The organism is Citrobacter sp. TBCS-15, from assembly GCF_005280815.1.
Taxonomy (GTDB): domain Bacteria; phylum Pseudomonadota; class Gammaproteobacteria; order Enterobacterales; family Enterobacteriaceae; genus Citrobacter; species Citrobacter werkmanii.
The window spans coordinates 777,582-800,771 of record NZ_SZWK01000292.1 but is presented as its reverse complement, the minus strand read 5'-3'; the positions used below and the strand labels follow the sequence as shown (position 1 = coordinate 800,771).

The 23,190-nt window shown below is 53.5% G+C and carries 17 protein-coding genes and 1 pseudogene; 8 read left to right on the top strand and 10 right to left on the bottom strand.

Going from position 1 to position 23,190, the window contains the following annotated elements:
• Positions 1–22: 22 nt before the first annotated feature.
• A complete protein-coding gene (locus FDW96_RS21515) occupies positions 23–1,171 on the bottom strand; it encodes an MFS transporter (protein ID WP_137366283.1) in 1,149 nt (382 codons plus the stop codon).
• A 385-nt stretch (positions 1,172–1,556) separates the two neighbouring features.
• Here FDW96_RS21515 and ycaC point away from each other — a divergent pair, with 385 nt between their 5' ends.
• Entirely contained in the window at positions 1,557–2,183 is a 627-nt protein-coding gene (gene ycaC, locus FDW96_RS21510; RefSeq protein ID WP_042309482.1) for an isochorismate family cysteine hydrolase YcaC, read from the top strand.
• A gap of 111 nt (positions 2,184–2,294) precedes the next feature.
• On the opposite strand, the gene FDW96_RS21505 is transcribed toward ycaC, so the two are convergent.
• From FDW96_RS21505 to lrp, 8 genes are all read right to left on the bottom strand, one after another.
• A complete protein-coding gene (locus tag FDW96_RS21505; RefSeq protein WP_137366282.1) occupies positions 2,295–3,158 on the bottom strand; it encodes a dimethyl sulfoxide reductase anchor subunit family protein in 864 nt (287 codons plus the stop codon).
• A 1-nt stretch (position 3,159) separates the two neighbouring features.
• Positions 3,160–3,777 (bottom strand): DMSO/selenate family reductase complex B subunit, encoded by a 618-nt coding sequence (locus FDW96_RS21500; RefSeq protein WP_038639290.1) that lies wholly within the window; start codon positions 3,775–3,777, stop codon positions 3,160–3,162.
• Between the two features lie 10 nt (positions 3,778–3,787).
• The gene (gene dmsA, locus FDW96_RS21495; RefSeq protein ID WP_061381871.1) at positions 3,788–6,232 is read right to left on the bottom strand and encodes a dimethylsulfoxide reductase subunit A; all 2,445 of its coding nucleotides are present in this window, start codon (positions 6,230–6,232) and stop codon (positions 3,788–3,790) included.
• Between the two features lie 207 nt (positions 6,233–6,439).
• The gene (serS, locus tag FDW96_RS21490; RefSeq protein WP_003836908.1) at positions 6,440–7,732 is read right to left on the bottom strand and encodes a serine--tRNA ligase; all 1,293 of its coding nucleotides are present in this window, start codon (positions 7,730–7,732) and stop codon (positions 6,440–6,442) included.
• Between the two features lie 91 nt (positions 7,733–7,823).
• Complete coding sequence (gene rarA / locus FDW96_RS21485; RefSeq protein ID WP_042309488.1) at positions 7,824–9,167, bottom strand: replication-associated recombination protein RarA; 1,344 nt, start codon at positions 9,165–9,167, stop codon at positions 7,824–7,826.
• Positions 9,168–9,177: 10 nt separating this feature from the next.
• A complete protein-coding gene (gene lolA / locus FDW96_RS21480; protein ID WP_085049191.1) occupies positions 9,178–9,789 on the bottom strand; it encodes an outer membrane lipoprotein chaperone LolA in 612 nt (203 codons plus the stop codon).
• A 111-nt stretch (positions 9,790–9,900) separates the two neighbouring features.
• Positions 9,901–14,226: a DNA translocase FtsK 4TM domain-containing protein gene (locus FDW96_RS21475; RefSeq protein WP_137366281.1), complete on the bottom strand. Its 4,326-nt coding sequence runs from the start codon at positions 14,224–14,226 to the stop codon at positions 9,901–9,903.
• A gap of 134 nt (positions 14,227–14,360) precedes the next feature.
• On the bottom strand, positions 14,361–14,855 hold the full coding sequence (gene lrp, locus FDW96_RS21470; RefSeq protein WP_002439523.1) for a leucine-responsive transcriptional regulator Lrp: 495 nt from the start codon (positions 14,853–14,855) through the stop codon (positions 14,361–14,363).
• Positions 14,856–15,402: 547 nt separating this feature from the next.
• On the opposite strand from lrp, the gene trxB reads away from it, so the two are divergent.
• The 6 genes and pseudogenes from trxB (at position 15,403) to infA (ending at position 21,227) form a co-directional block, all read left to right on the top strand.
• Positions 15,403–16,371, top strand: coding sequence for a thioredoxin-disulfide reductase (gene trxB / locus FDW96_RS21465; RefSeq protein ID WP_137349293.1), 969 nt, complete (start codon positions 15,403–15,405; stop codon positions 16,369–16,371).
• A 114-nt stretch (positions 16,372–16,485) separates the two neighbouring features.
• Positions 16,486–18,252, top strand: coding sequence for a cysteine/glutathione ABC transporter permease/ATP-binding protein CydD (gene cydD / locus FDW96_RS21460; protein WP_137366280.1), 1,767 nt, complete (start codon positions 16,486–16,488; stop codon positions 18,250–18,252).
• A complete protein-coding gene (gene cydC, locus FDW96_RS21455) occupies positions 18,253–19,974 on the top strand; it encodes a cysteine/glutathione ABC transporter ATP-binding protein/permease CydC (protein WP_137366279.1) in 1,722 nt (573 codons plus the stop codon).
• Between the two features lie 44 nt (positions 19,975–20,018).
• Positions 20,019–20,723, top strand: coding sequence for a leucyl/phenylalanyl-tRNA--protein transferase (aat, locus tag FDW96_RS21450; RefSeq protein ID WP_042309498.1), 705 nt, complete (start codon positions 20,019–20,021; stop codon positions 20,721–20,723).
• Positions 20,724–21,081 (top strand): annotated as a pseudogene (locus tag FDW96_RS21445) (hypothetical protein).
• Entirely contained in the window at positions 21,009–21,227 is a 219-nt protein-coding gene (gene infA, locus FDW96_RS21440) for a translation initiation factor IF-1 (protein ID WP_002211347.1), read from the top strand. Before FDW96_RS21445 ends, infA begins: the two are co-directional and overlap by 73 nt.
• 79 nt (positions 21,228–21,306) lie before the next feature.
• Here infA and FDW96_RS21435 read toward each other — a convergent pair whose 3' ends face one another.
• Complete coding sequence (locus tag FDW96_RS21435; protein ID WP_137366278.1) at positions 21,307–22,218, bottom strand: LysR family transcriptional regulator; 912 nt, start codon at positions 22,216–22,218, stop codon at positions 21,307–21,309.
• A 108-nt stretch (positions 22,219–22,326) separates the two neighbouring features.
• Here FDW96_RS21435 and FDW96_RS21430 point away from each other — a divergent pair, with 108 nt between their 5' ends.
• Positions 22,327–23,187 carry a pirin family protein gene (locus FDW96_RS21430; protein ID WP_042309501.1) on the top strand — a complete coding sequence of 287 codons (861 nt, stop codon included), beginning with the start codon at positions 22,327–22,329 and terminating at the stop codon, positions 23,185–23,187.
• Positions 23,188–23,190: the final 3 nt, after the last annotated feature.

The following is a 23,190-nucleotide window of genomic DNA, read 5'->3' as shown; positions in this document are numbered from 1 at the left end:
GTTCGTATTCTGTTAAAACAGGTCAAATATGCGCGATAGAGTTGGGCGTGTGGCCCGTCTTGCGCAGCAGCATCAGTAAATAAATAAACGATACGCTGGCGATCATGATAAACAGCAAGCTATCTGAATAATTCTGCATCAGCATCGCGGTAAATGAAGGACCAAGCAGGCTGCCCACGGTATAGCTTAATAACAATGCCTGATTCATGGCCACCAGTTGATGGTGTTCCACCTTTTCACAGGCCCATGCCATCGCAACCGGATAGAGAGTAAAACCTGCCGCACCCAACATAAATAATGCGGGGGCCATCGCCGCCTGATTCAGCATAGCAATACTCCCGACGATAACCACAAAGACCTGGACGCGTAAAACCAGCAGGCGTCCCAGTTTGTCCGCCAGGCGGCCAATCGGCCATTGCCCCAGAATACCGGCGCTAACCAAAACTGCCATCCAGAAACCAATGCTGGCATTGCTCACTCCCTGATGGTTGAGATACAGCGGCATCAGGCCGTACAAAGAGCCCAGAACAATCCCGGAAATAATGCAGCCATTAACGCCCAGACGCGCCTGTCGCAGCTTCAGCATCGATACAATAGGGGTGGAGTGCTGTTCATTACCCTGCTGATTGGCAATCCGTGTAAAGAGCAGCGGCAGAACCCCAGCCAGGATGGTTCCCGTCACCCACGGCAGCACGTTCATCAGTTCTGTTGATACTTTACTGACCAGCAATTGCCCTAAAAACGTCCCCACGTAATAGATCATCATATAGGCGGCAAGCAAACGTCCGCGATTGCGCGAAGTCCCGCTGCACATCAGCGCACTTTCCACTACCACCCAAATCATGGCGCAGCCAACGCCGGCAATGAAGCGCCAGGTCATCCAGCTCCAGAATCCAACCATAATCCCCAGTCCAACACAGCCCGCGGCAAAAATAAACGAGGCGATGTAATAGCTGCGGTTAAAACCAAGGCGTTTAATTAGATACCCGGTCAGCAACGTCCCTACCAAATTACCGGTAAAGTAGGACGAACTCACCATACCTACCTGCCAGGTTGGCATATTTTCATGGGCGAGCCAAAGCGGGACGAGCGTGTTTAACACGGCGATCGCCAGGGTCAACAGAAGCAGCCCGCACAGCAGCAGCATGACGGGACGGGTATAGATGGACATGAATAAAAACCGTGAGGAAGCTCAAATTTCATGCGCATCATGCCACTGCTAAAAACATTGTCAATCGGCGCAATCAGAGGGCTGAAGCGCTTTCTGGACGATCGATTCGTATTACTGATTCTTAATGTGAATGGATAAATAACAGAAAAATACATCTGCTTGTTTTTATTGATCTAAAACAAAAATCTCACCTTTCGTTCAGTCGAAAAATTTCATGGACTCCCCTTACTTTTATTTCTTACTAAACTCTATGCGAGATGCAGAGCGGTATTGTCTTCGACATAGAACAGTAAGTTCTTATCTATACTTCCGGTCCGGATACCGTTCTTTCTCCAGACTTAAACTCATCAAATTTCCCGCACCGATGCCGAACAGGAGAAATATCATGACTAAACCTTACGTAAGACTTGATAAAGATAATGCGGCAGTATTGCTGGTCGATCATCAGGCTGGCTTGCTCTCTCTGGTTCGGGATATCGATCCCGATAAATTCAAGAATAACGTGCTTGCCCTGGGTGATTTGGCAAAGTACTTCAAGCTCCCGACTATCCTGACCACCAGTTTTGAAACAGGGCCGAACGGACCGCTGGTACCGGAACTGAAAGCTCAGTTTCCCGATGCGCCCTATATTGCTCGCCCGGGAAACATCAACGCGTGGGATAACGAAGATTTCGTGAAAGCAGTAAAAGCGACCGGCAAAAAGCAGCTGATTATCGCCGGTGTCGTGACGGAAGTTTGCGTCGCCTTCCCTGCGCTATCCGCAATAGAAGAAGGGTTTGACGTCTTTGTCGTCACGGATGCTTCGGGTACATTTAACGAAATCACCCGCCATTCAGCATGGGATCGGATGTCGCAGGCTGGTGCGCAATTGATGACGTGGTTCGGCGTCGCGTGTGAGCTGCACCGCGACTGGCGTAACGATATCGAAGGGCTGGCGACGTTGTTCTCTAATCACATTCCAGATTATCGCAATCTGATGACCAGTTACGACACGTTGACCAAACAGAATTAAAAAACCGGGGCGAAAAACCTGGCGTGACATAATGCCGGATGACAAGCAGCGTGAAGGCCTACTGTTCTGTAGGCCGGAGAAGGCACGAGCCGCCATCCGGCATATTATGGATTAGCTTGCAACCGCCATGCCGACGGTCATATGCAGGCCATAGAACACGCCACGACCAATCAGCTCGCCGACTATCAGCAGAATAAACGCGACGGAAAGCAGTGGTATTGCGGGCTGGTAACCTTTGACTTGCGGTACAATCCAGCAGCACAGCGCTAACGCCAGTGCCACGATCCGCCAGGCCATCAGCGAGCCATAATCCGGAACCAGCGCAGACGCCTGTTGAATCGAACTGTGGATCGTCGCCAGTTCGGCACCCTGCATTACAGACATAATGGCGCTCACGACCAGAGCAAGCACTGAAATGGCTGGCAGCAGACGCATCGCCCAACCGTCAATACCGGCAATTCTCAATAGCAGATATCCCAGCAGCGGACCGCCCATAAACAGCGTCAGGAAGAAACCCAGCGGCGTCCAGACACTGTACCAGGTCGGCACGGTATCAATGGTGTTATACACACGCACCATCATCCAGACAAAAATGACGCCCAGTACCATGGTGACAACTAACCACAGATTGCGTAATGCGGGCGGCATTTTTTTCAACATCGCCAGCAGCCAACCGATGCCGCCAATGGCAAAGAACACTGAACCGCTGGCGATTTCATTGCTCAGCGCAGAAGCGCCTACGCGATTGAGCGAGTTAAAGGCACGCATCGGCGAGCCCAGGTGAAGCATAGAAGCAATAAAGCCAATGCCCATCAGTACCCACAGCCCGAACATGCAGGTGATTACCCGCTGCTGCGATTCAGGACGTAAGTCCCCTTTCATTAACGCCAATGCCAGAACGATAAAGCCACCAACCACACACTGTCCGAAGACCGTGAAGATCATCAGCGGCCATTCATGCCATCCACTTCCCATCTTACACCTCCTTCGGATTGGCCAGATAACCCGTGGTATCCCCGGTCGGGCGGCTATTGGCGTTAGGTTTGATAACAATGCTCGGTTTGGTGAAGTGCGCGCCCGGGAGTGGCGCAACAGCGGCCAGAGTACCGTGTTTTTTGCGCAGTTCGTCAATCGGACCGAAATCCAACGCACGCAGTGGGCAGGACTCGACGCAGATAGGTTTCTTACCTTCAGCGACGCGCTCATGGCAGCCATCGCATTTGGTCATATGTCCTTTTTCCGCATTGTACTGGGGCGCACCGTAAGGACAGGCCATGTGACAATACCGACAACCAATGCACACGTCTTCATCCACGACGACAAAGCCATCTTCACGTTTGTGCATCGCGCCGCTCGGACATACCTTGGTGCAGGCCGGGTCTTCACAGTGGTTACAGGCAATAGAGAGGTAATAGGCAAAGACGTTTTGGTGCCAGACACCATTGTCTTCTTGCCAGTCGCCACCCGCGTACTCGTAAATGCGGCGAAAACTGACATCCGGGGTTAAATTTTTGAAGTCTTTGCAGGCCAGTTCGCAGGTTTTGCAACCGGTGCAACGACTGGAATCAATAAAAAATCCATACTGGGTTGTCATCGGTTACTCCTTACACCTTTTCAACCTGAACAAGGTTCGTATGTGACGGATTCCCCTTCGCGAGAGGAGAAGGACGCTGAGTCGTCAGGACGTTAATACAGCCGCCCTGATCCACACGCTTCGTGTCCGGGTCGTACCAGGCCCCTTCGCCTAATGCCACCACGCCGGGCATCATACGCGGCGTCACTTTCGCTTCGATATGCACCTCGCCACGATCGTTAAAGATGCGTACCTTGTCACCGTTGTTAATGCCACGTCGCTGCGCATCCAACGGATTGATCCACATTTCCTGGCGGCAGGATGCTTTCAGAACATCTACGTTGCCATAGGTCGAGTGGACGCGAGATTTGTAGTGGAAGCCGGTCAGTTGCAGCGGGAATTTCTCCACTAGCGGATCACCTAAGCTTTCAAAGCCAGGGGTATAAATCGGCAATGGATCGATCACATCCCCTTCCGGCAGTTCCCAGGTTGCCGCGATCTCGGCAAGCTGCTGCGAATAAATTTCGATCTTACCCGACGGCGTGGTGAGCGGATTGGCTTTGGGATCGTCACGGAACGCTTTGTACGCCACGTGATGCCCTTCAGGATCTCGCTGCTTAAAGATGCCTTGTTTACGGAACTCTTCAAACCCAGGCAATTCAGGAATGGCTTTGCGCGACTGCTCATACAGATGACGCATCCACTCTTCCTGAGAACGACCTTCGGTAAACTGCTGCTCGACGCCAAGGCGTTTCGCCAGCTCGCTGGTCATCTGGTAGATAGTCTTACATTCGAAACGTGGTTTGATCGCCTGATCGGTGAAAATCACATAGGACATGTTTCCGCAGGACGCATCCAGCGCGAAGTCCATCTGTTCGGAAGCGGTACAGTCTGGCAGCAAAATATCCGCATATTTCGCCGAGGAGGTCATATGGCAGTCGATGACAACGATCATCTCGCACTTCTTGTCATCCTGCAGGATTTCGTGCGTGCGGTTAATATCAGAGTGCTGGTTAATCAAGCAGTTACCAGCATAGTTCCAAATCATTTTAATCGGAACATCAAGCTTATCTTTGCCGCGAACGCCGTCACGCAGCGCCGTCATCTCCGGACCACGCTCAATAGCGTCCGTCCACATAAACATTGAGATGCTGGTTTCAACAGGGTTTTCCAGCGTGGGCATACGCTCAAACGGCAGACTGTAAGAGCCTTCACGCGCACCGCTGTTGCCGCCATTGATGCCAACATTACCGGTCAGAATGGCCAGCATAGAAATAGCACGGGTCGCTATTTCACCGTTAGCATGACGCTGCGGCCCCCACCCCTGGCTGATGTATGCCGGTTTAGCGCTGCCAATTTCGCGCGCCAGTTTGATGATACGGTCCGCGGGAATACCGGTAATCTGTGCCGCCCATTCCGGGGTCTTGGCAACACCGTCAGTCCCCTGCCCAAGAATATACGCCTTATAGTGGCCATTCTTCGGCGCGTCAGCCGGCAAGGTTTTCTCGTCGTAACCCACGCAGTATTTGTCGAGAAACGCCTGGTCCACCAGGTTTTCGGTGATCAGGACATACGCCAGACCATTAACCAACGCCGCATCTGTACCAGGACGGATCGGGATCCATTCATCTTCACGCCCCGCGCCGGTATCGGTATAGCGGGGATCGATAATAATCATCCGGGCATTGGATTTCTGGCGCGCCTGTTCAAGGTAATAGGTTACCCCGCCCCCGCTCATACGGGTTTCGCCAGGGTTATTACCAAACAAAACAACCAGCTTGCTGTTTTCAATGTCGGACGGGCTGTTACCGTCGGCCCAGCCGCCGTAGGTGTAGTTCAACCCGGCAGCGATTTGTGCCGAAGAGTAGTCCCCGTAGTGATTCAGGTAACCACCACAGCAGTTCATCAGACGTGCCACCAGCGTTTTACCCGGCGGCCAGGAGCGCGTCAGGGTGCCACCCAGCGTACCGGTGCCGTAGTTCAGATAGATAGATTCGTTACCATAGTCTTTAATCAGACGCTGCATGTTGCTGGCAATAATCTCGTACGCCTCATCCCAACTGATGCGCTCAAATTTGCCCTCGCCACGCTTGCCGACGCGTTTCATCGGGTATTTCAGACGATCGGGATTATAAACGCGACGACGCATGGAGCGACCACGCAGACAAGCTCGCACCTGGTGCAGACCGTCATAGTTGTCATCGCCAGTGTTGTCGGTTTCGACATACTTTATTTCACCGTCTACCACATGCATCCGCAGTGGACAGCGGCTACCGCAGTTTACCGTACACGCGCTCCAGATGACTTTCTCATTGCGCTGCGTGGGATTAATGGCTTCGGCGGCATTGGCAATACGGGTAAATGGCAGGGTAAACGCGCTACTGGCCACCGCCAGTCCGCCTATCGCCGTCGTTTTTACCAAACCGCGGCGACTAACCTCAGCTGCCAGCACGGCATCGGGGATCTTAGTTTTCATAGGGGCTCACTCTGCTGCTCACAATAAACTAAAAATAAATACTCGTTGTATAGATTTTTATATATCGCTAGTATTAATATACAGACTGGTAGATACTGACTTTCATTCGAAGGCAGTATTACTCCTATGTGGGTAGTGGTTATTGTCCGACGTCAAACGGGCATAAAAAAAGCGCCCTAAGGCGCTTTTTCGCATAGAAAAGGTAGCTTAGCCGATGAATTCCAGGCCATTCATGTACGGACGTAATACTTCCGGAACCTGAATGCGGCCATCTGCCTGCTGATAGTTTTCCATTACCGCCACCAGCGTACGTCCAACTGCCAGACCGGAACCGTTCAGCGTATGCACCAGACGGGTCTTTTTGTCGGATTTGCTGCGGCAACGCGCTTGCATGCGACGGGCCTGGAAATCCCACACGTTGGAGCAGGAAGAGATTTCGCGATAGGTATTCTGCGCCGGGATCCACACTTCCAGATCGTAGGTTTTGCATGCGCCGAAGCCCATGTCGCCGGTGCACAGAATGATCTTACGGTACGGCAGACCCAGAAGCTGAAGAACCTTCTCGGCATGGCCGGTCATCTCTTCCAGCGCGTCCATTGAATCTTCCGGACGAACAATCTGCACCATCTCAACTTTATCGAACTGGTGCATACGGATCAGACCGCGGGTATCACGACCGTAAGAGCCAGCTTCAGAACGGAAGCACGGCGTATGCGCAGTCATTTTGATCGGTAGCGCATCTTCGTCAATGATTTCGTCACGCACCAGGTTGGTCAGCGGAACTTCGGCCGTTGGGATCAGCGCGTAGTTACTGCTGTCAGCTTCTTCGTCCAGCGGACGGGTATGGAACAGATCGCCAGCGAATTTCGGCAGTTGGCCTGTACCGTACAGCGTGTCATGGTTAACCAGATACGGAACATAGTTTTCACTGTAACCATGCTGTTCGGTATGCAGATCCAGCATGAACTGAGACAGCGCACGATGCATACGTGCGATCTGCCCCTTCATGACCACGAAACGAGAGCCGGTCAGCTTCACCGCAGCGGCGAAATCAAGACCCGTGTGCATTTCACCCAGGGTAACGTGATCGCGAACTTCGAAATCAAACTCACGCGGTGTACCCCAGCGGCTGACTTCGACGTTGTCATTTTCATCTTTACCCACCGGAACTTCATCCGCTGGCAGGTTCGGAATGGTCAGCGCAATGTCGCGGATCTCGGCCTGTAAGGTATCAAGTTCAGCTTTCGCGGCATCCAGCTCTTCGCCCAGTTTGTTCACTTCCAGACGTAAAGACTCGATATCTTCCCCGCGCGCTTTTGCCTGGCCAATGGATTTCGATCGAGAGTTACGCTCTGCCTGCAGGTTTTCAGTTTGTACCTGCAGAACTTTACGACGCTCTTCAAGAGCGCGCAGCTTATCTACATCCAGCTTAAAGCCCCGGCTTGCCAGTTTTTCTGCGACTGCGTCTGGCTCATTACGCAGCAGATTGGGATCGAGCATGCTTATCCTGTGCTTATCGAATTAAAATGGGAAAAGTGACCACAGCCTGCGGTCACAGGGATACAGAGACAACATTACCGCAACGATAACACTAACGGTAGCGTTTTATAGGGCTATTTTGATCCTGTCCGGCGAGCCAGGCGAGCTTTTCGCCAATCTTGCCTTCAAGACCTCTGTTTGTGGGGCGATAATAGCGCGTTTGTGCCATTTCCTGGGGGAAGTACTCTTCTCCGGCGGCATAGGCATTTGGTTCATCATGCGCGTAACGATACTCCTGACCGTAGCCCATCTCTTTCATCAGCTTGGTCGGCGCATTACGCAGGTGAACGGGAACGTCATAATCCGGACGTTCACGGGCATCGGCCAGTGCCGCCTTAAAGGCGGTGTAAACCGCGTTACTTTTCGGCGCACAGGCCAGATAAACAATCGCCTGAGCAATTGCCCGTTCGCCTTCTGCGGGTCCCACGCGAGTGAAACAATCCCACGCGGAAATCGCCACCTGCATAGCGCGCGGATCTGCGTTGCCCACATCTTCAGAGGCAATCGCAAGGCAGCGACGGGCAACGTACAACGGATCGCCGCCAGCGGTAATGATTCGCGCATACCAGTAGAGCGCCGCATCCGGCGCGCTACCACGTACCGACTTGTGTAAGGCGGAGATGAGATCGTAAAAGCGATCGCCTTTATTATCAAAGCGCGCGCTGCGTTCACCGGCAATTTCGGTCAGCAATTCCGCTTTCAATACGCGCTTGCCGGAATCATTAACTTCGGCCATATCGGCCATCATTTCCAGCGTATTCAGCGCCCGCCGCGCATCACCATTAACCAGCTCAGCAATCGCCCGACGCGTCTCTTGTGGCAGAACAATATCCTGCCCACCGTAACCCCGCGCTTTATCAGCCATCGCCTGATCCAGCACTTGTTCAATATCGTCGGTGGTTAACGATTTCAGCAAATAAACGCGTGCCCGCGACAGCAGTGCCGAATTCAGTTCAAACGAGGGGTTTTCGGTGGTAGCGCCAATAAACGTAATGGTACCGTCTTCAATATGCGGTAAAAACGCATCCTGCTGGCTTTTATTAAAGCGATGGACTTCGTCCACAAACAATATTGTGCGTCGGCCAGCGTTACGGTTCTGACGCGCACGCTCAATCGCTTCACGAATTTCTTTCACACCAGAGGTGACCGCAGAAATCCGTTCGACATCGGCATTAGCGTAACGGGCAATGACTTCGGCAAGGGTGGTCTTACCCGTTCCCGGTGGCCCCCATAAAATCATGGAGTGCAGGTGCCCGGCCTCGATGGCACGCGGCAAAGGCTTACCCGTAGCCAGCAGATGCTGCTGGCCGATATACTGCGCTAAATTTTCTGGCCGCATACGCGCGGCCAGTGGCTGAAAAGTATTATCAGAAAAGTCGAGCGACAGATTGCTCACTCACACGCCTCTACTTACGTTGATCGTCAACCGTTACACCTTGCGGCGGGGTAAAGGTGAATTTCGATGGTTCAATCGCGCCATTCTGCTGCGATTTCAGCTGATAACTGCTGCGCTGATCGTCTTGCTCAACGGCGCTAAACTGATGGATCGTCCCGTCGCGCCCAACATTGATCGTAAACTGTTTCAGGTTACCGTTGCTGGTTTTCGGCGTCAGCACGAAATCATCGCCGTTTTGCTTAATGTTATACTGCTGCCAGTCGCTGGCCTGGTTACGTGCAATCAGCATGAATGGCGTGTTGCCGGTGGCGTCTTTCAGCCAGGTCGCAGTAGCTTGTTCAACAAACGGGTTAAAGAACCACAGCGTTTTACCATCGGAGACCAGGATGCTCTCGTCAGGCTGCGTCATGTGCCAGTTAAACAGATTAGGACGTTTAACCCATAAATCACCCTGCCCCTCCTGCACTGCCGCACCGCTACCGTCCGTAACTTTCTGCGTAAAGCTGGCATGGAAGCTACTGACTTTATCCAGGCGGCTTTTCAGGTCGCTGGCAGCGTCAGCCCAGACGCTACTAACCACAAAGCTCGACAGTAATGCACAGGTGATTGCGATTCTTTTCATCGTTATTCCTCAAAATACGTCACTCCCAACGGGGAGATCTCTCTGCTATCCATTTCAGGCCAAAAATCAGCATGAGGAAAGTAGAAAATACTGAATTACTTAACTTTGCAATCAATCGAAGGGCGGCGGAGCCAGCACTTCACGATTACCATTATGCCCTTGCTCACTGACAATTCCCTGCGCTTCCATTTGTTCGATGATGCGTGCCGCTCGGTTGTAGCCGATACGGAATTGTCGTTGAACACCGGAGATGGAAGCTTTGCGTTTTTGGGTAACAAAGTTCACCGCCTGATCGAACAACGGATCTAACTCTTCGCCACCATCAAAGCCGCCAGCACCACCTTCGCTTTCGCTATCAGAGGTAATACCGTCAACATATTGCGGACGCCCGCGCGCCTTCCAGTCCTGAACCACGGCGTGAACTTCTTCATCACGAACAAAGGCGCCGTGTACACGCACAGGAATCGTCGAGTTCGGTGCCGAATAGAGCATGTCGCCCATACCCAACAGCGATTCCGCGCCGCCCTGGTCAAGAATAGTACGTGAGTCAATTTTGCTGGACACGGTAAAGGCAATACGCGTCGGGATGTTCGCTTTAATCAGACCGGTAATGACGTCAACGGATGGTCGCTGGGTTGCCAGCACCAGGTGGATCCCCGCCGCACGCGCTTTTTGCGCCAGACGAGCAATCAGTTCTTCCACCTTTTTGCCAACGGTCATCATCAGGTCGGCGAATTCATCCACCAGCACCACGATATACGGCAGTTTTTCCAGCACCGGATGCTGAACATCCATGCTGTCGCCTGGCTTCCAGTATGGGTCCGGAATCGGACGTCCCATACGGGCTGCTTCAGCGATTTTCTCGTTATAACCGGCAAGGTTACGTACGCCAAGCGCCGACATCAGCTTGTAGCGACGTTCCATTTCATTGACGCTCCAGCGCAGCGCGTTGGCAGCATCTTTCATGTCGGTCACAACTTCAGTCAACAGATGCGGAATGCCTTCATAAACCGACAGCTCCAGCATTTTCGGGTCAATCATGATAAAGCGAACGTCTTCTGGCTGCGCCTTGTACAGCATGCTGAGGATCATAGCGTTCACCCCAACCGACTTACCGGAACCAGTAGTCCCTGCCACCAACAGGTGCGGCATTTTCGCCAGATCGGCAACAACCGGTTCGCCCGCAATATCTTTACCCAATACCACAGTCAACGGAGACGAGTTATCACGGAATTTCGCGTTATCTAACACTTCGCGCAGATAAACGGTTTGCCGTTTTTTATTCGGTAATTCCAGACCGACATACGGTTTGCCAGGAATAACCTCGACCACGCGAACCGCAGCGGTTGACAACGAACGCGCCAGATCTCGCGACAGGTTGGAAATGCGCGCGGCTTTAACCCCTGGCGCCAGGTTTAGCTCAAAGCGGGTGATAACCGGGCCTGGAGAGTAGTTCACTACATCGGCTTTAATACGGAAGTCCGCCAGACGCGCTTCTACCAGACGCGCCATTTGTTCCAGTGCAAAAGTATCAATCGGCTCAACTTCACTCGGCGGCGGCGTGAGCAGATCTAACGATGGCAGCGGCGTACTCGGACGCTGAACCGGACGACTGTCGCCGTTACGCATCAACAGTGGATGGATCAGGCTATCCTGCGGCGGCGGTGTAACAGGCTGTGCCGGCTGCTGGTAATGTTGCTGCGGCGCAACAGGCTGTGCCGGCTGCTGGTAATGCTGCTGCGGTGCGACAGGCTGTGCCGACTGCTGATAATGCTGCTGCGGCGCGACAGGCTGTGCCGGCTGCTGGTAATGCTGCTGCGGTGCGACAGGCTGTGCCGACTGCTGATAATGCTGCTGCGGCGCGACAGGCTGTGCCGGCTGCTGGTAATGCTGCTGCGGTGCGACAGGCTGTGCCGACTGCTGATAATGCTGCTGCGGCGCGACAGGCTGTGCCGGCTGCTGGTAATGCTGCTGCGGTGCGACAGGCTGTGCCGACTGCTGATAATGCTGCTGCGGCGCGACAGGCTGTGCCGGCTGCTGGTAATGCTGCTGCGGTGCGACAGGCTGTGCCGACTGCTGATAATGCTGCTGCGGCGCGACAGGCTGTGCCGGCTGCTGGTAATGCTGCTGCGGTGCGACAGGCTGTGCCGACTGCTGATAATGCTGCTGCGGCGCGACAGGCTGTGCCGGCTGCTGGTAATGCTGCTGCGGCGCGACAGGTTCCTGGTACTGCGGCGCAGGCTCCGGCATCACGCCTGGCGTAAACAGCGGCTCATGCGGACCGTCATCCACCAGCGTTTTCATTGGCGAAAATTCAAAGTCATCAAGCGAGAACGGATTCGCCCCGGCAGGCTGTTCGCCGGAATAGCGCTGCTGCTGGGAAGAGGCAAACTGGCGAGCCAGTTCCGCTTCTGCGGCTGAATCTTCGTCATCAGCCTGGTGGGTATCGTCCTGATACTCTTCGCCATAACGATGCTGCTGAGACTGGGCAAACTGACGTGCCAGCTCGTCCTGCTGCATTGCATCCATTTCATCGTCACTGTACGCATCTGTATCAAGCTGCTCTTCGCGAGCTTTCTCTTCAGCCATACGCTGTGAGGGCAGTTTTATGCCATATGAAGCCAACTCACGACGAGTAGGCACACGCACACGATTCGGGCGTGGTAGCTGCGGGCCAATGCCTTCTTTTACCTGCGGACGCGGCGCACCGCCACCCGCAAGGCTAAAGGCAGGTGCTGCGGCAGCGGCACCTGCCCCCAAAGCGGCGCTTTTCACGCCGGCAGCCATCGGCGCAACGGCAGCAACAGACTCAACGGGCGGAATGGAGGCTGCCGTTGGCATAGATGGCATAGGCGGCTTAACACGCTCAGGCTCCTGAACGGGTTCTGGAATAGGCTGATACCAGGCGGCCAACTGCTCACGCTCGCGCGCTCGTTTCTCTTCGACTTCTTCAAAATAGTAGAGCGGCGGACGAGACGGTTTCGTCTCCTCAACGACTGGCTCAGGTTCCACCACGGAAGGTTGTTCAACCACAGGTTGCTGGAACGCAGAAGGCTGTTGGAAGTCTGGCTCCTGCTGATAGACAGGTTGCGGCACAGGCTCCGGGTGATAAACAGGTTCCGGCTGCCAGTTTTGCTGCGCAGTGAATTCCTGCGGCTGCGGCGCGACGGATTGCGCATATACCGGCTCAGGCGTCTGTGGCGCGTAATATTCCGGCTGTGGATTTTCCTGTGCAACCGGCTGTTGCCATGGCTCATACGGCTGTTGCACCGCAGGCTGAGCATATTCGGCTGGCTGCGGATAACCTTCAGGCGCTGGCGCAATCACCGCCTCACCGGCTTGCGGGCCAGGCGCGGATTGCCAGGCAACGGCTGGCGTCGACTGTTCCATAACGGTGCTGGTAACTGGCGACGTTTGCAACAGCGGGTCGACCGGCGCGCTCCAGGCCTGAGATACCGTTGTGGCTGCTGCGGCGGCTACTGGCTCTGTCACCGAATGACCGTTCAGCAGTGGATCGAGTTCGTCGTATTCAGGCAATGTTGCCCGATTACCAGAGAACAGCACATCGTTCGGATCGGCGGCCACGCCACGGGCGCTGTATTCGATGTCGTCTTCATCATCCATGCGTTTGCCGGAGAACAGCGCAGCATCAGTATGACGGCCCAGCGGATTGGTAAATTTCTCAGCCAGGCGTTTACGGCGCGCTAACGCACCGCGCAGAATTCGAGCCCGACGCGATTCGTTTGGTTTGCCATCAGCGGCGTCGACAAACTCTTCTTCATCTTCATATTCTTCGTCATCGACCCAGGTATCGTCGCGGCGGGTACGGTTGCTGGCAAATGTCAGGATATTAAGTAACCAGCCGCCCAGTTTTTCAGCAATGCTCACCCATGACCAGCCGGTAAACAGCGTTAATCCCGCAGCCCAGATGCACAAAAGCGTAAGTGTACCGCCACTACTATGCAGTAATGGCTGTAGCGTAGTACTGAGCAGGCTGCCAATCACCCCGCCAGAGGCGAAATACCAGATGTCATCGGCGTTAATGGCGGCCAGCCCGCAAGAAGTGAGAATCAGCGCCAGAACGCCAATAATGCGCAGTGAAACGGCAAAATAATCGACGTATTCGTCGCTGGCCTGATGTCGCCAGGCAAACCAGCAGCCGCCGACAATAATGACCGGAATGGTGTAGGCCATGACGCCAAAAATAAAGAACAGCGTGTCCGCCAGCCATGCACCGGGAATGCCTCCCAGGTTATGGATAGGTTCATGCCACGCGGTTTGCGACCAACTGGGATCCGAAGGGTTAAAGCTGAGTAAGGCAGCCATCAACCAGACGGCAAAAAGGGCAATAAGGATCAGTAGCGCTTCCAGAAGTCGGCGCCCGCTGCTTAACTTCGTCAATGTGACGTCTTTGTCTTCAGTGTATTCCTGGCTCAAAAACGGCTCTCCAGGTTTCAGGCTTTTCCTGCCCGATGCTAAAACGGACAACAGCACCGGGTTGCCCCGGCACTGTTGCTGTATGGATTAACAGGAGTGTAATCAAACTGCGTCGATTTTGCACCTGTTCCGTGTTAGCGCGTCTTAATTACCAGACGATTGCTCTGTTTGACTTCTTCCATTACTACATAAGTACGTGTGTCATTCACGCCAGGCAGACGCAGCAGGGTTTCCCCCAGCAACTTACGGTATGCTGACATATCCGGTACGCGTGTTTTCAGCAAATAGTCGAAATCACCGGAAACCAAATGACACTCTTGAATTTCTTCAAGTTTTTGTACTGCAGAGTTAAATTGTTCAAACACATCCGGGGCGCCACGATTCAGAGTTATCTCAACAAAAACCAGAAGTGATGCATCCAGATAATGTGGGTTTAACAGCGCTGTATAGCCCTGAATGAAACCCTGTCTTTCCAACCGACGCACACGCTCAAGGCAGGGCGTTGGTGAAAGTCCCACACGTTTAGAAAGCTCGACGTTAGAAATACGCCCATCCTTTTGCAGCTCATTAAGAATGTTACGATCGATACGGTCGAGATCTTTGCCAGGGCGCTTCTTACTATCTACCATTATTATTGTCTCTCTGTATTCCTTCCCTACTCCTGCCTGACTCTACTAACATCACTGTTCAGAGTCGCTCCCCATCAAAATAAACCGCAACCCAGAGGGATTTACGGCTCGCAATGTCTGGGTTTATGGTGAGAAGACCGTTGCCTGTCGGCGGCTATCGACATCACGAATGGCATCTGTCCACACCATGCGTAGATTTCGCTAACACGGTAAACATGGTATCTACATGCATGATTATGCAGCACATACATGACACAGTTTTTTTCTTCCTTGAATGTTTTCGCAAAACAGCAGGGGATTGTCAAAGCAAAACATCGATTTTTAGTACAACATGCCAGTTATTCAGTCGCGGTGATGGAAATTCGTCATTTTATCACCTTATAACTGACCGATTTTAAGTAGAAATCGTTATAGTGTTACGACTAAATCTGCCGTTCATCGGTTTCCGCTATTACACATATTGTTAACAAAATCGCCATACTCTTTTTTTACGCCTGTAAATTCCCTACAATCCTGCTCATTGCCTGCCAACAACTATGGGGATCTCATGGGCGCAACCAAACACAGTAAACTTCTTATTCTGGGCTCAGGCCCTGCGGGATATACCGCTGCGGTCTACGCTGCACGCGCTAACCTGCAACCGGTACTGATTACCGGTATGGAAAAAGGTGGTCAGCTGACCACAACAACAGAAGTGGAAAACTGGCCTGGCGATCCGCACGATCTTACTGGCCCGCTGCTGATGGAGCGTATGCACGAACATGCGACCAAATTTGAGACAGAAATCATTTTTGATCACATCAGCAAAGTTGATTTGCAAAACCGCCCTTTCCGTCTGACCGGCGACAGCGGTGAATACACCTGCGACGCATTGATCATCGCCACCGGCGCGTCAGCACGTTACCTGGGCTTACCTTCAGAGGAAGCATTTAAAGGCCGCGGCGTTTCCGCTTGTGCCACCTGCGACGGTTTCTTCTACCGTAACCAAAAAGTTGCGGTGATCGGCGGCGGTAATACCGCTGTTGAAGAAGCGTTGTATCTGGCGAATATCGCGTCTGAAGTACATTTGATTCACCGTCGCGACAGCTTCCGTGCTGAGAAAATTCTTATCAAGCGTTTGATGGATAAAGTGGAAAACGGCAACATCGTGCTGCATACGCACCGTACGCTGGAAGAAGTGACTGGCGATCAAATGGGCGTAACCGGACTGCGCCTGCGCGATACGCAAAATGCTGACAACGTCGAATCACTAGACGTTGCGGGATTGTTTGTCGCCATCGGTCACAGCCCGAATACCGCCATTTTCGACGGTCAGCTCGAACTGGAAAACGGCTACATTAAAGTTCAGTCCGGTATTCACGGCAATGCGACGCAAACCAGCATTCCAGGCGTCTTCGCAGCCGGTGACGTGATGGACCATATTTATCGCCAGGCGATCACTTCTGCGGGCACAGGTTGTATGGCTGCGCTTGACGCAGAACGTTATCTCGACGGTCTGGCAGACGCTTGCAAATAAGTTTTACAAATCAGTAACAAAAGTAAAAAAGGCGACTATAAGTCGCCTTTATTTTTGCCTCGTTGTAACATTGTCCTGCCCAAAAATTCCAATAACTCACCTGCTAAGCGTGCAATGAATAAAACCCGTCAAAAAGAGCTGACCCGCTGGTTAAAACAGCAAAGTGTAATTTCCCAACGATGGCTGAATATTTCACGCCTGCTGGGATTCGTGAGCGGCCTGTTAATTGTCGCTCAGGCCTGGCTCATGGCCCGAATTCTGGACCATATGATCATGGGCAACATCCCCCGAGAGGCGCTTCTGCTCCCTTTCATCGTGCTGATTTTGGTTTTCATCCTGCGCGCATGGGTTGTCTGGTTACGCGAACGCGTCGGGTTTCACGCCGGGCAACATATTCGCTTTGAGATTCGTCGCCAGGTTCTGGATCGCCTGCAACAGGCGGGTCCGGCCTGGATACAGGGTAAACCAGCCGGGAGCTGGGCTACGCTGATCCTCGAGCAGATTGACGATATGCATGATTACTATGCGCGTTATTTGCCGCAAATGGCGCTGGCCGTATGCGTTCCCCTGTTGATTGTGGCGGCCGTGTTTCCGTCAAACTGGGTAGCCGCTCTTATTCTGTTCGGAACCGCCCCGCTGATCCCGTTGTTTATGGCGATGGTCGGTATGGGCGCAGCCGACGCTAACCGCCGCAACTTTCAGGCGCTTGCCCGCCTCAGCGGTCATTTCCTCGATCGCCTTCGGGGTATGGAAACGCTGAGAATATTTGGTCGCGGTGAAGCCGAAACAGAAAGTATTCGCGCGGCATCACAGGATTTCCGCCAGCGCACCATGGAAGTCCTGCGCCTGGCATTCCTGTCATCTGGCGTCCTTGAGTTCTTTACGTCGCTGTCTATTGCGCTGGTTGCGGTTTACTTCGGTTTTTCCTACCTCGGCGAGCTCGACTTCGGTCACTACGGCATGGGCGTCACGCTGGCGTCTGGTTTCCTGGCGCTCATTCTGGCACCGGAGTTTTTCCAACCCCTGCGCGATCTTGGGACGTTTTATCACGCCAAAGCACAAGCCGTTGGAGCTGCAGACAGTCTGAAAACCTTTATGGAAACCCCGCTAGCGCACCCTGAGCGTGGTGAGATTGAGCTGGCGACGAAAGATGCCGTTTCAATTGAGGCGCAAGATCTGGTCATCACCTCGCCGGAAGGCAAAGTGCTTGCGGGGCCGCTCAACTTTACCCTGGCAGCAGGTCAACGTACGGTGGTGGTGGGGCGTAGCGGCTCCGGAAAAAGTTCGTTGCTGAATGTTCTGTCCGGCTTTCTTTCTTATCAGGGGTCGCTGCGGATTAACGGTTTTGAACTACGCGACCTGTCGCCTGATTCCTGGCGCAAACAGCTGTCCTGGGTTGGGCAAAACCCGCAGCTCCCTGCCGCCACATTACGCGATAACGTACTGCTGGCACGGCCCGATGCCAGTGAAGAACAGCTTCAGGCCGCACTCGATAGTGCCTGGGTGAGCGAGTTTTTACCGCTGTTGCCGCAGGGCGTAGATACGCCAGTCGGCGATCAGGCGGCCCGACTTTCTGTTGGTCAAGCGCAGCGCGTGGCCGTGGCGCGCGCCTTACTTAATCCGTGTCAGTTGCTTCTGCTGGACGAACCCGCAGCCAGCCTTGATGCTCATAGTGAACAACGAGTGATGCAGGCATTGAACGCAGCATCGCGCCGCCAGACCACGCTGATGGTGACACACCAGCTTGAAGATCTTGCCGACTGGGACGCTATCTGGGTCATGCAGGACGGTCAGATCGTTGAACAAGGTAGCTGGGATGAACTTAGCGCTGCCAACGGAGCTTTTGCGACACTACTGGCTCATCGTCAGGAGGATATCTAAATGCGCGCTTTGCTACCCTATCTGACGCTGTACAAACGTCACAAATGGATGTTAACGCTGGGCATCGTTCTGGCGATCGTTACGCTGCTGGCAAGTATTGGCTTGCTGACGCTCTCAGGTTGGTTCCTGTCTGCTTCTGCGGTGGTGGGCGTCACCGGAATTTACAGTTTTAACTATATGCTCCCCGCAGCGGGCGTACGTGGTGCGGCAATCACCCGAACCGCAGGCCGTTATTTCGAGCGTTTGGTCAGCCACGACGCCACGTTCCGCGTGCTGCAACACCTGCGTATTTATACCTTTAGCAAGCTGCTACCGCTCTCCCCTGCTGGCCTGTCCCGCTATGGACAAGGTGAATTACTTAACCGCGTCGTGGCTGATGTCGACACGCTCGATCACCTTTATTTACGCGTTCTGTCTCCGCTGGTGGGCGCGTTTGTTGTCATCATGGTGGTCACGCTGGGACTGAGCGTTCTTGATTTCACGCTGGCGGTCACCCTCGGCGGCATTATGCTGCTGACCTTATTCATTCTGCCCCCCCTCTTTTATCAGGCAGGCAAAAGTACCGGGCAAAGCCTGACGCATCTGCGTGGGAAATATCGTCAGCAGTTAACCTCCTGGCTGCAGGGCCAGGCTGAATTGACCATCTTCGGCGCCAGCGAACGCTACCGCGCTCAAATGGAAGCCACCGAATTGCAGTGGCATGAAGCGCAGCGACGTCAGTCCGAATTAACGGCACTGTCGCAGGCTATCATGCTGTTAATCGGCGCGCTGGCGGTGATTATGATGTTATGGATGGCCTCAGGCGGCGTGGGCGGCAACACTCAGCCAGGCGCGCTAATTGCGCTGTTCGTCTTCTGTGCGCTGGCTGCGTTTGAGGCATTAGCGCCTGTCACCGGCGCGTTTCAGCATCTCGGCCAGGTTATTGCCTCTGCATTACGCATCACCGAACTAACCGAACAGCAGCCAGAAGTCACCTTCCCGGATACCGAATCTCCGGTTTCTGAGCAGCTCACCCATACCCTGCGTGAGGTTTCATTCAGCTATCCGGGGCAGACGCAAAAAGCACTCGATACCCTTTCCTTGCTGGCAAAACCCGGTGAGCACATCGCTATTTTGGGTCGCACCGGCTGCGGAAAATCAACATTGCTGCAATTGCTGACCCGCGCATGGGATCCGCAGAGTGGAGAAATCCTGATTAACGATCGACCGCTTTCAGCCCTGAATGAAGCCACGCTGCGTCAAATCATCAGCGTCGTGCCACAGCGCGTACATCTGTTCAGCGCTACGCTTCGCGATAACCTGCTGCTGGCAGCACCGCACGCCAGCGATGAAGCATTATCCGCGATCCTGTGCCGCGTCGGTCTGGACAAACTGCTTGATGGCGATGGACTCAATGCCTGGTTGGGTGAAGGTGGTCGTCAGCTTTCTGGCGGCGAACTCCGTCGTCTGGCTATCGCCCGCGCCTTGTTGCACGATGCTCCGCTGATGCTGCTGGACGAGCCTACCGAAGGGCTTGATGCCACAACGGAAAGCCAAATGCTTGAATTAATTAGCGATGTGATGCGGGATAAAACCGTGCTGATGGTCACCCATCGTCTGCGCGGATTGTCGCGTTTTGATCAAATAATAGTGATGGACAACGGACAAATTATTGAGCAAGGTAATCACGCAGATCTGTTAGCCAGGCAGGGGCGTTATTACCAGTTTAAGCAACGTCTGTAAGCTATTATTGAACGATCAAACTCGCGTAGTGGAGTTTCGCTGTCATGCGCCTGGTGCAACTGTCCCGCCATTCTATAGCCTTCCCATCACCGGAAGGCGCTCTACGCGAGCCTAACGGTCTACTGGCGCTGGGTGGCGATCTTAGCCCTGCCCGCCTGTTGATGGCCTACCAGCGCGGTATTTTCCCGTGGTTTTCTCCCGGCGACCCTATTCTGTGGTGGTCACCCGATCCGCGCGCCATTCTTTGGCCTGAGAACTTTCACCTCAGTCGCAGCATGAAACGCTTTCATAAAAATTCGCCTTATCGTGTGACGCTCAACTACGCGTTCGGTCAGGTGATTGAAGGCTGTGCGAACGATCGGGAAGAAGGTACCTGGATCACACACGATGTCGTGGACGCTTACCATCGTCTGCACGAACTGGGACATGCGCATTCAATTGAAGTATGGCGACAAAATGAATTAGTCGGCGGCATGTACGGCGTGGCGCAAGGTACGCTGTTTTGTGGCGAATCAATGTTCAGTCGTCAGGAAAATGCGTCCAAGACTGCACTACTTGTTTTTTGCACGGAATTTATCCGTCAGGGCGGAAAATTAATCGACTGCCAGGTATTAAATAGCCACACAGCATCCCTGGGCGCCATCGAAACCCCGCGGCGGGAGTACCTTGAGCAGCTGAGCATACTGCGTCAGCAGCGGCTACCGAGCCATTTCTGGATACCAAGGACGTTATTTTCGCCTCAGGGGTGAATGTTTTCGGCACATTTTTTGTCGGGGTGTTATAATTGTGCCGCAGAGTTGGTTTAGCCCATTACCCCGCCGCCGTTAAGGAACAGTTCGCGCCAGGCAACGCCTATCGTTTATCTCCTCGTTCCCTTACACGTTACGCTTTAAGTGCGGCTTTGCCGTGTGCGGTTAGAGTAATGCGCCAAACCCGATTTGCTGTGTTTTAAACGCACAAATCTTTACTTATTAAAAGAACTTCGGCATTATCTTGCCGGTTCAAATTACGGTAGTGATACCCCAGAGGATTAGATGGCCAAAGAAGACAATATTGAAATGCAGGGTACCGTTCTCGATACGTTACCTAATACCATGTTCCGCGTAGAGTTAGAAAACGGTCACGTGGTTACTGCACACATCTCCGGTAAAATGCGTAAAAACTATATCCGCATCCTGACGGGCGACAAAGTGACTGTTGAGCTGACCCCGTACGACCTGAGCAAAGGCCGCATTGTCTTCCGTAGTCGCTGATTGTTTTTAACGCCCGAATGGCGTCCAGATAATAAAAGGTCGGTTTAACCGGCCTTTTTTATAGGCTGAGGACAGGTATTTAATCCTCAATCATCCGCGCATATTCCTCTGTTAAGAAATCCACCAATGCGCGTACTGAGGGCAATAATCCCCGACGAGACGGAAAGACTGCGTGAATAATCTCCCGCTTAGGCTCCCAACCGTCGAGCAATGCCACCAGTTCACCCGCCGCTAATTGTTCTTTCACCATCAGTTGCGGCAGTTGTACAACCCCCACACCGGCAACCGCAGCTTCACGTAACGCCAGCATATCAGTGGTGATCATACGCGGCGTGAAATGCACCTCCGCCCGTGCGCCCTGTGGGCCAAATAACTCCCAGCGATGCACATGTTTACCCGATGCCAGACTCAGCCCCGGCCAACGGGTCAAATCCGCCGGAGAGTTGACCGCGCCCATTTGTTCAATTAATCGCGGGCTGGCATATAACCGGTGTCCCCTGTCTGCAAGTACCCGCATCACCAGGTCGCTATCCTCAAATGGACGAGGTCTGACGCGAATCGCCACATCCAGGCCTTCGCCTACCACATCAACGCGGCGGTTCGTCGCCTCAAGCTGCACGGAAACATCGGGATAACGGGCCATAAATCGGGCGAGCATTGGCCCAATATGCACATGCAACAACGTGACCGGACAAGTCAGTTTTACAACGCCGCGCGGCTCAACCTGTAAAGCCGCAATAGCATCCTGCGCCGCCTGCGCTTCCACCAGCATTGCCTTACAGTGTTCGTAAAATGTTTGTCCGACTTCAGTCACGTTAAACTGCCGGGTGGTTCGCTGAATAAGTCGAACCCCCAACCTCTCTTCAAGTTGCGCAATACGTCGGCTCAGTTTTGATTTCGGTTCATCAAGCGCACGTCCCGCCGCTGCGAATCCACCTTCCTCTACAACATGTACAAACCAAGCAAAATCATTGAGATCCGGCTTTGTCATTTTATTGTCCTATTTATGAGACAGTGAAGACCATTTTAGCGACTACTCAATTCGCTGTCATGAATATAAGCTTATTCACATCAAGACAACGCCACTGAGGAGACACAAATGAAACAAGTAACAGGCGTCTACACCGCACCTCGCCCACACTGGGTTGGCGATGGATTTCCGGTTCGCTCAATGTTCTCTTACCAGTCTCATGCAGAGCAGTTAAGTCCATTCCTGCTGCTGGATTACGCCGGTCCGCATACGTTCACACCGGGTAACGAAAAGCGCGGCGTCGGCGAACACCCTCACCGTGGTTTTGAAACGGTGACCATCGTTTACAGCGGCGAAGTTGAACACCGTGATTCAACTGGTCGCGGCGGCATTATCGGTCCCGGCGACGTGCAGTGGATGACCGCAGGTGCAGGAATATTACACGAAGAGTTCCATTCACCGGAATTTACCCGTCGGGGCGGCGAACTGGAAATGGTACAGCTGTGGGTTAACCTGCCGGCAAAAGACAAAATGGCCGCGCCGGGTTATCAGAGCATCACCAGCGATGTTATCCCCACGGTTGCTCTGCCTGATGAAACAGGAAGCGTTCGCGTTATTGCGGGTAGCTACGAGGAAACCAAAGGGCCTGCACATACCTTTTCGCCGCTGAACGTCTGGGATATGCGACTACAACGTAATCATCAGCTCACGTTGTCTCAGCCGGAAGGATGGAGCACCGCACTGGTGGTATTGAAAGGCAATATCACTGTAAACGGGACCACGCCAGCCAGCGAAGCGCAACTGGTGGTGCTAAGCCAGCAGGGGAAAACGCTGCACATTGAAGCCACCAGCGATGCCATCGTGCTGCTGCTGTCTGGCGAACCGTTGAACGAGCCGATTGTAGGTTACGGTCCGTTTGTTATGAACACGAAACAAGAAATCGCTGAAGCTGTACGCGATTTTAACTCCGGCCGTTTTGGCCAAATCTGAATC

Bases quoted from the DNA above. Each gene is read 5' to 3' on its own strand.
- FDW96_RS21435 (WP_137366278.1), bottom strand. From the start codon at position 22,218: ATGACAAAGCCGGATCTCAATGATTTTGCTTGGTTTGTACATGTTGTA.
- infA (WP_002211347.1), top strand. From the start codon at position 21,009: ATGGCCAAAGAAGACAATATTGAAATGCAGGGTACCGTTCTCGATACG.
- FDW96_RS21515 (WP_137366283.1), bottom strand. From the start codon at position 1,171: ATGTCCATCTATACCCGTCCCGTCATGCTGCTGCTGTGCGGGCTGCTT.
- FDW96_RS21430 (WP_042309501.1), top strand. From the start codon at position 22,327: ATGAAACAAGTAACAGGCGTCTACACCGCACCTCGCCCACACTGGGTT.
- cydD (WP_137366280.1), top strand. From the start codon at position 16,486: ATGAATAAAACCCGTCAAAAAGAGCTGACCCGCTGGTTAAAACAGCAA.
- FDW96_RS21500 (WP_038639290.1), bottom strand. From the start codon at position 3,777: ATGACAACCCAGTATGGATTTTTTATTGATTCCAGTCGTTGCACCGGT.
- lrp (WP_002439523.1), bottom strand. From the start codon at position 14,855: ATGGTAGATAGTAAGAAGCGCCCTGGCAAAGATCTCGACCGTATCGAT.
- lolA (WP_085049191.1), bottom strand. From the start codon at position 9,789: ATGAAAAGAATCGCAATCACCTGTGCATTACTGTCGAGCTTTGTGGTT.
- ycaC (WP_042309482.1), top strand. From the start codon at position 1,557: ATGACTAAACCTTACGTAAGACTTGATAAAGATAATGCGGCAGTATTG.
- serS (WP_003836908.1), bottom strand. From the start codon at position 7,732: ATGCTCGATCCCAATCTGCTGCGTAATGAGCCAGACGCAGTCGCAGAA.
- cydC (WP_137366279.1), top strand. From the start codon at position 18,253: ATGCGCGCTTTGCTACCCTATCTGACGCTGTACAAACGTCACAAATGG.
- dmsA (WP_061381871.1), bottom strand. From the start codon at position 6,232: ATGAAAACTAAGATCCCCGATGCCGTGCTGGCAGCTGAGGTTAGTCGC.
- aat (WP_042309498.1), top strand. From the start codon at position 20,019: ATGCGCCTGGTGCAACTGTCCCGCCATTCTATAGCCTTCCCATCACCG.
- trxB (WP_137349293.1), top strand. From the start codon at position 15,403: ATGGGCGCAACCAAACACAGTAAACTTCTTATTCTGGGCTCAGGCCCT.
- FDW96_RS21505 (WP_137366282.1), bottom strand. From the start codon at position 3,158: ATGGGAAGTGGATGGCATGAATGGCCGCTGATGATCTTCACGGTCTTC.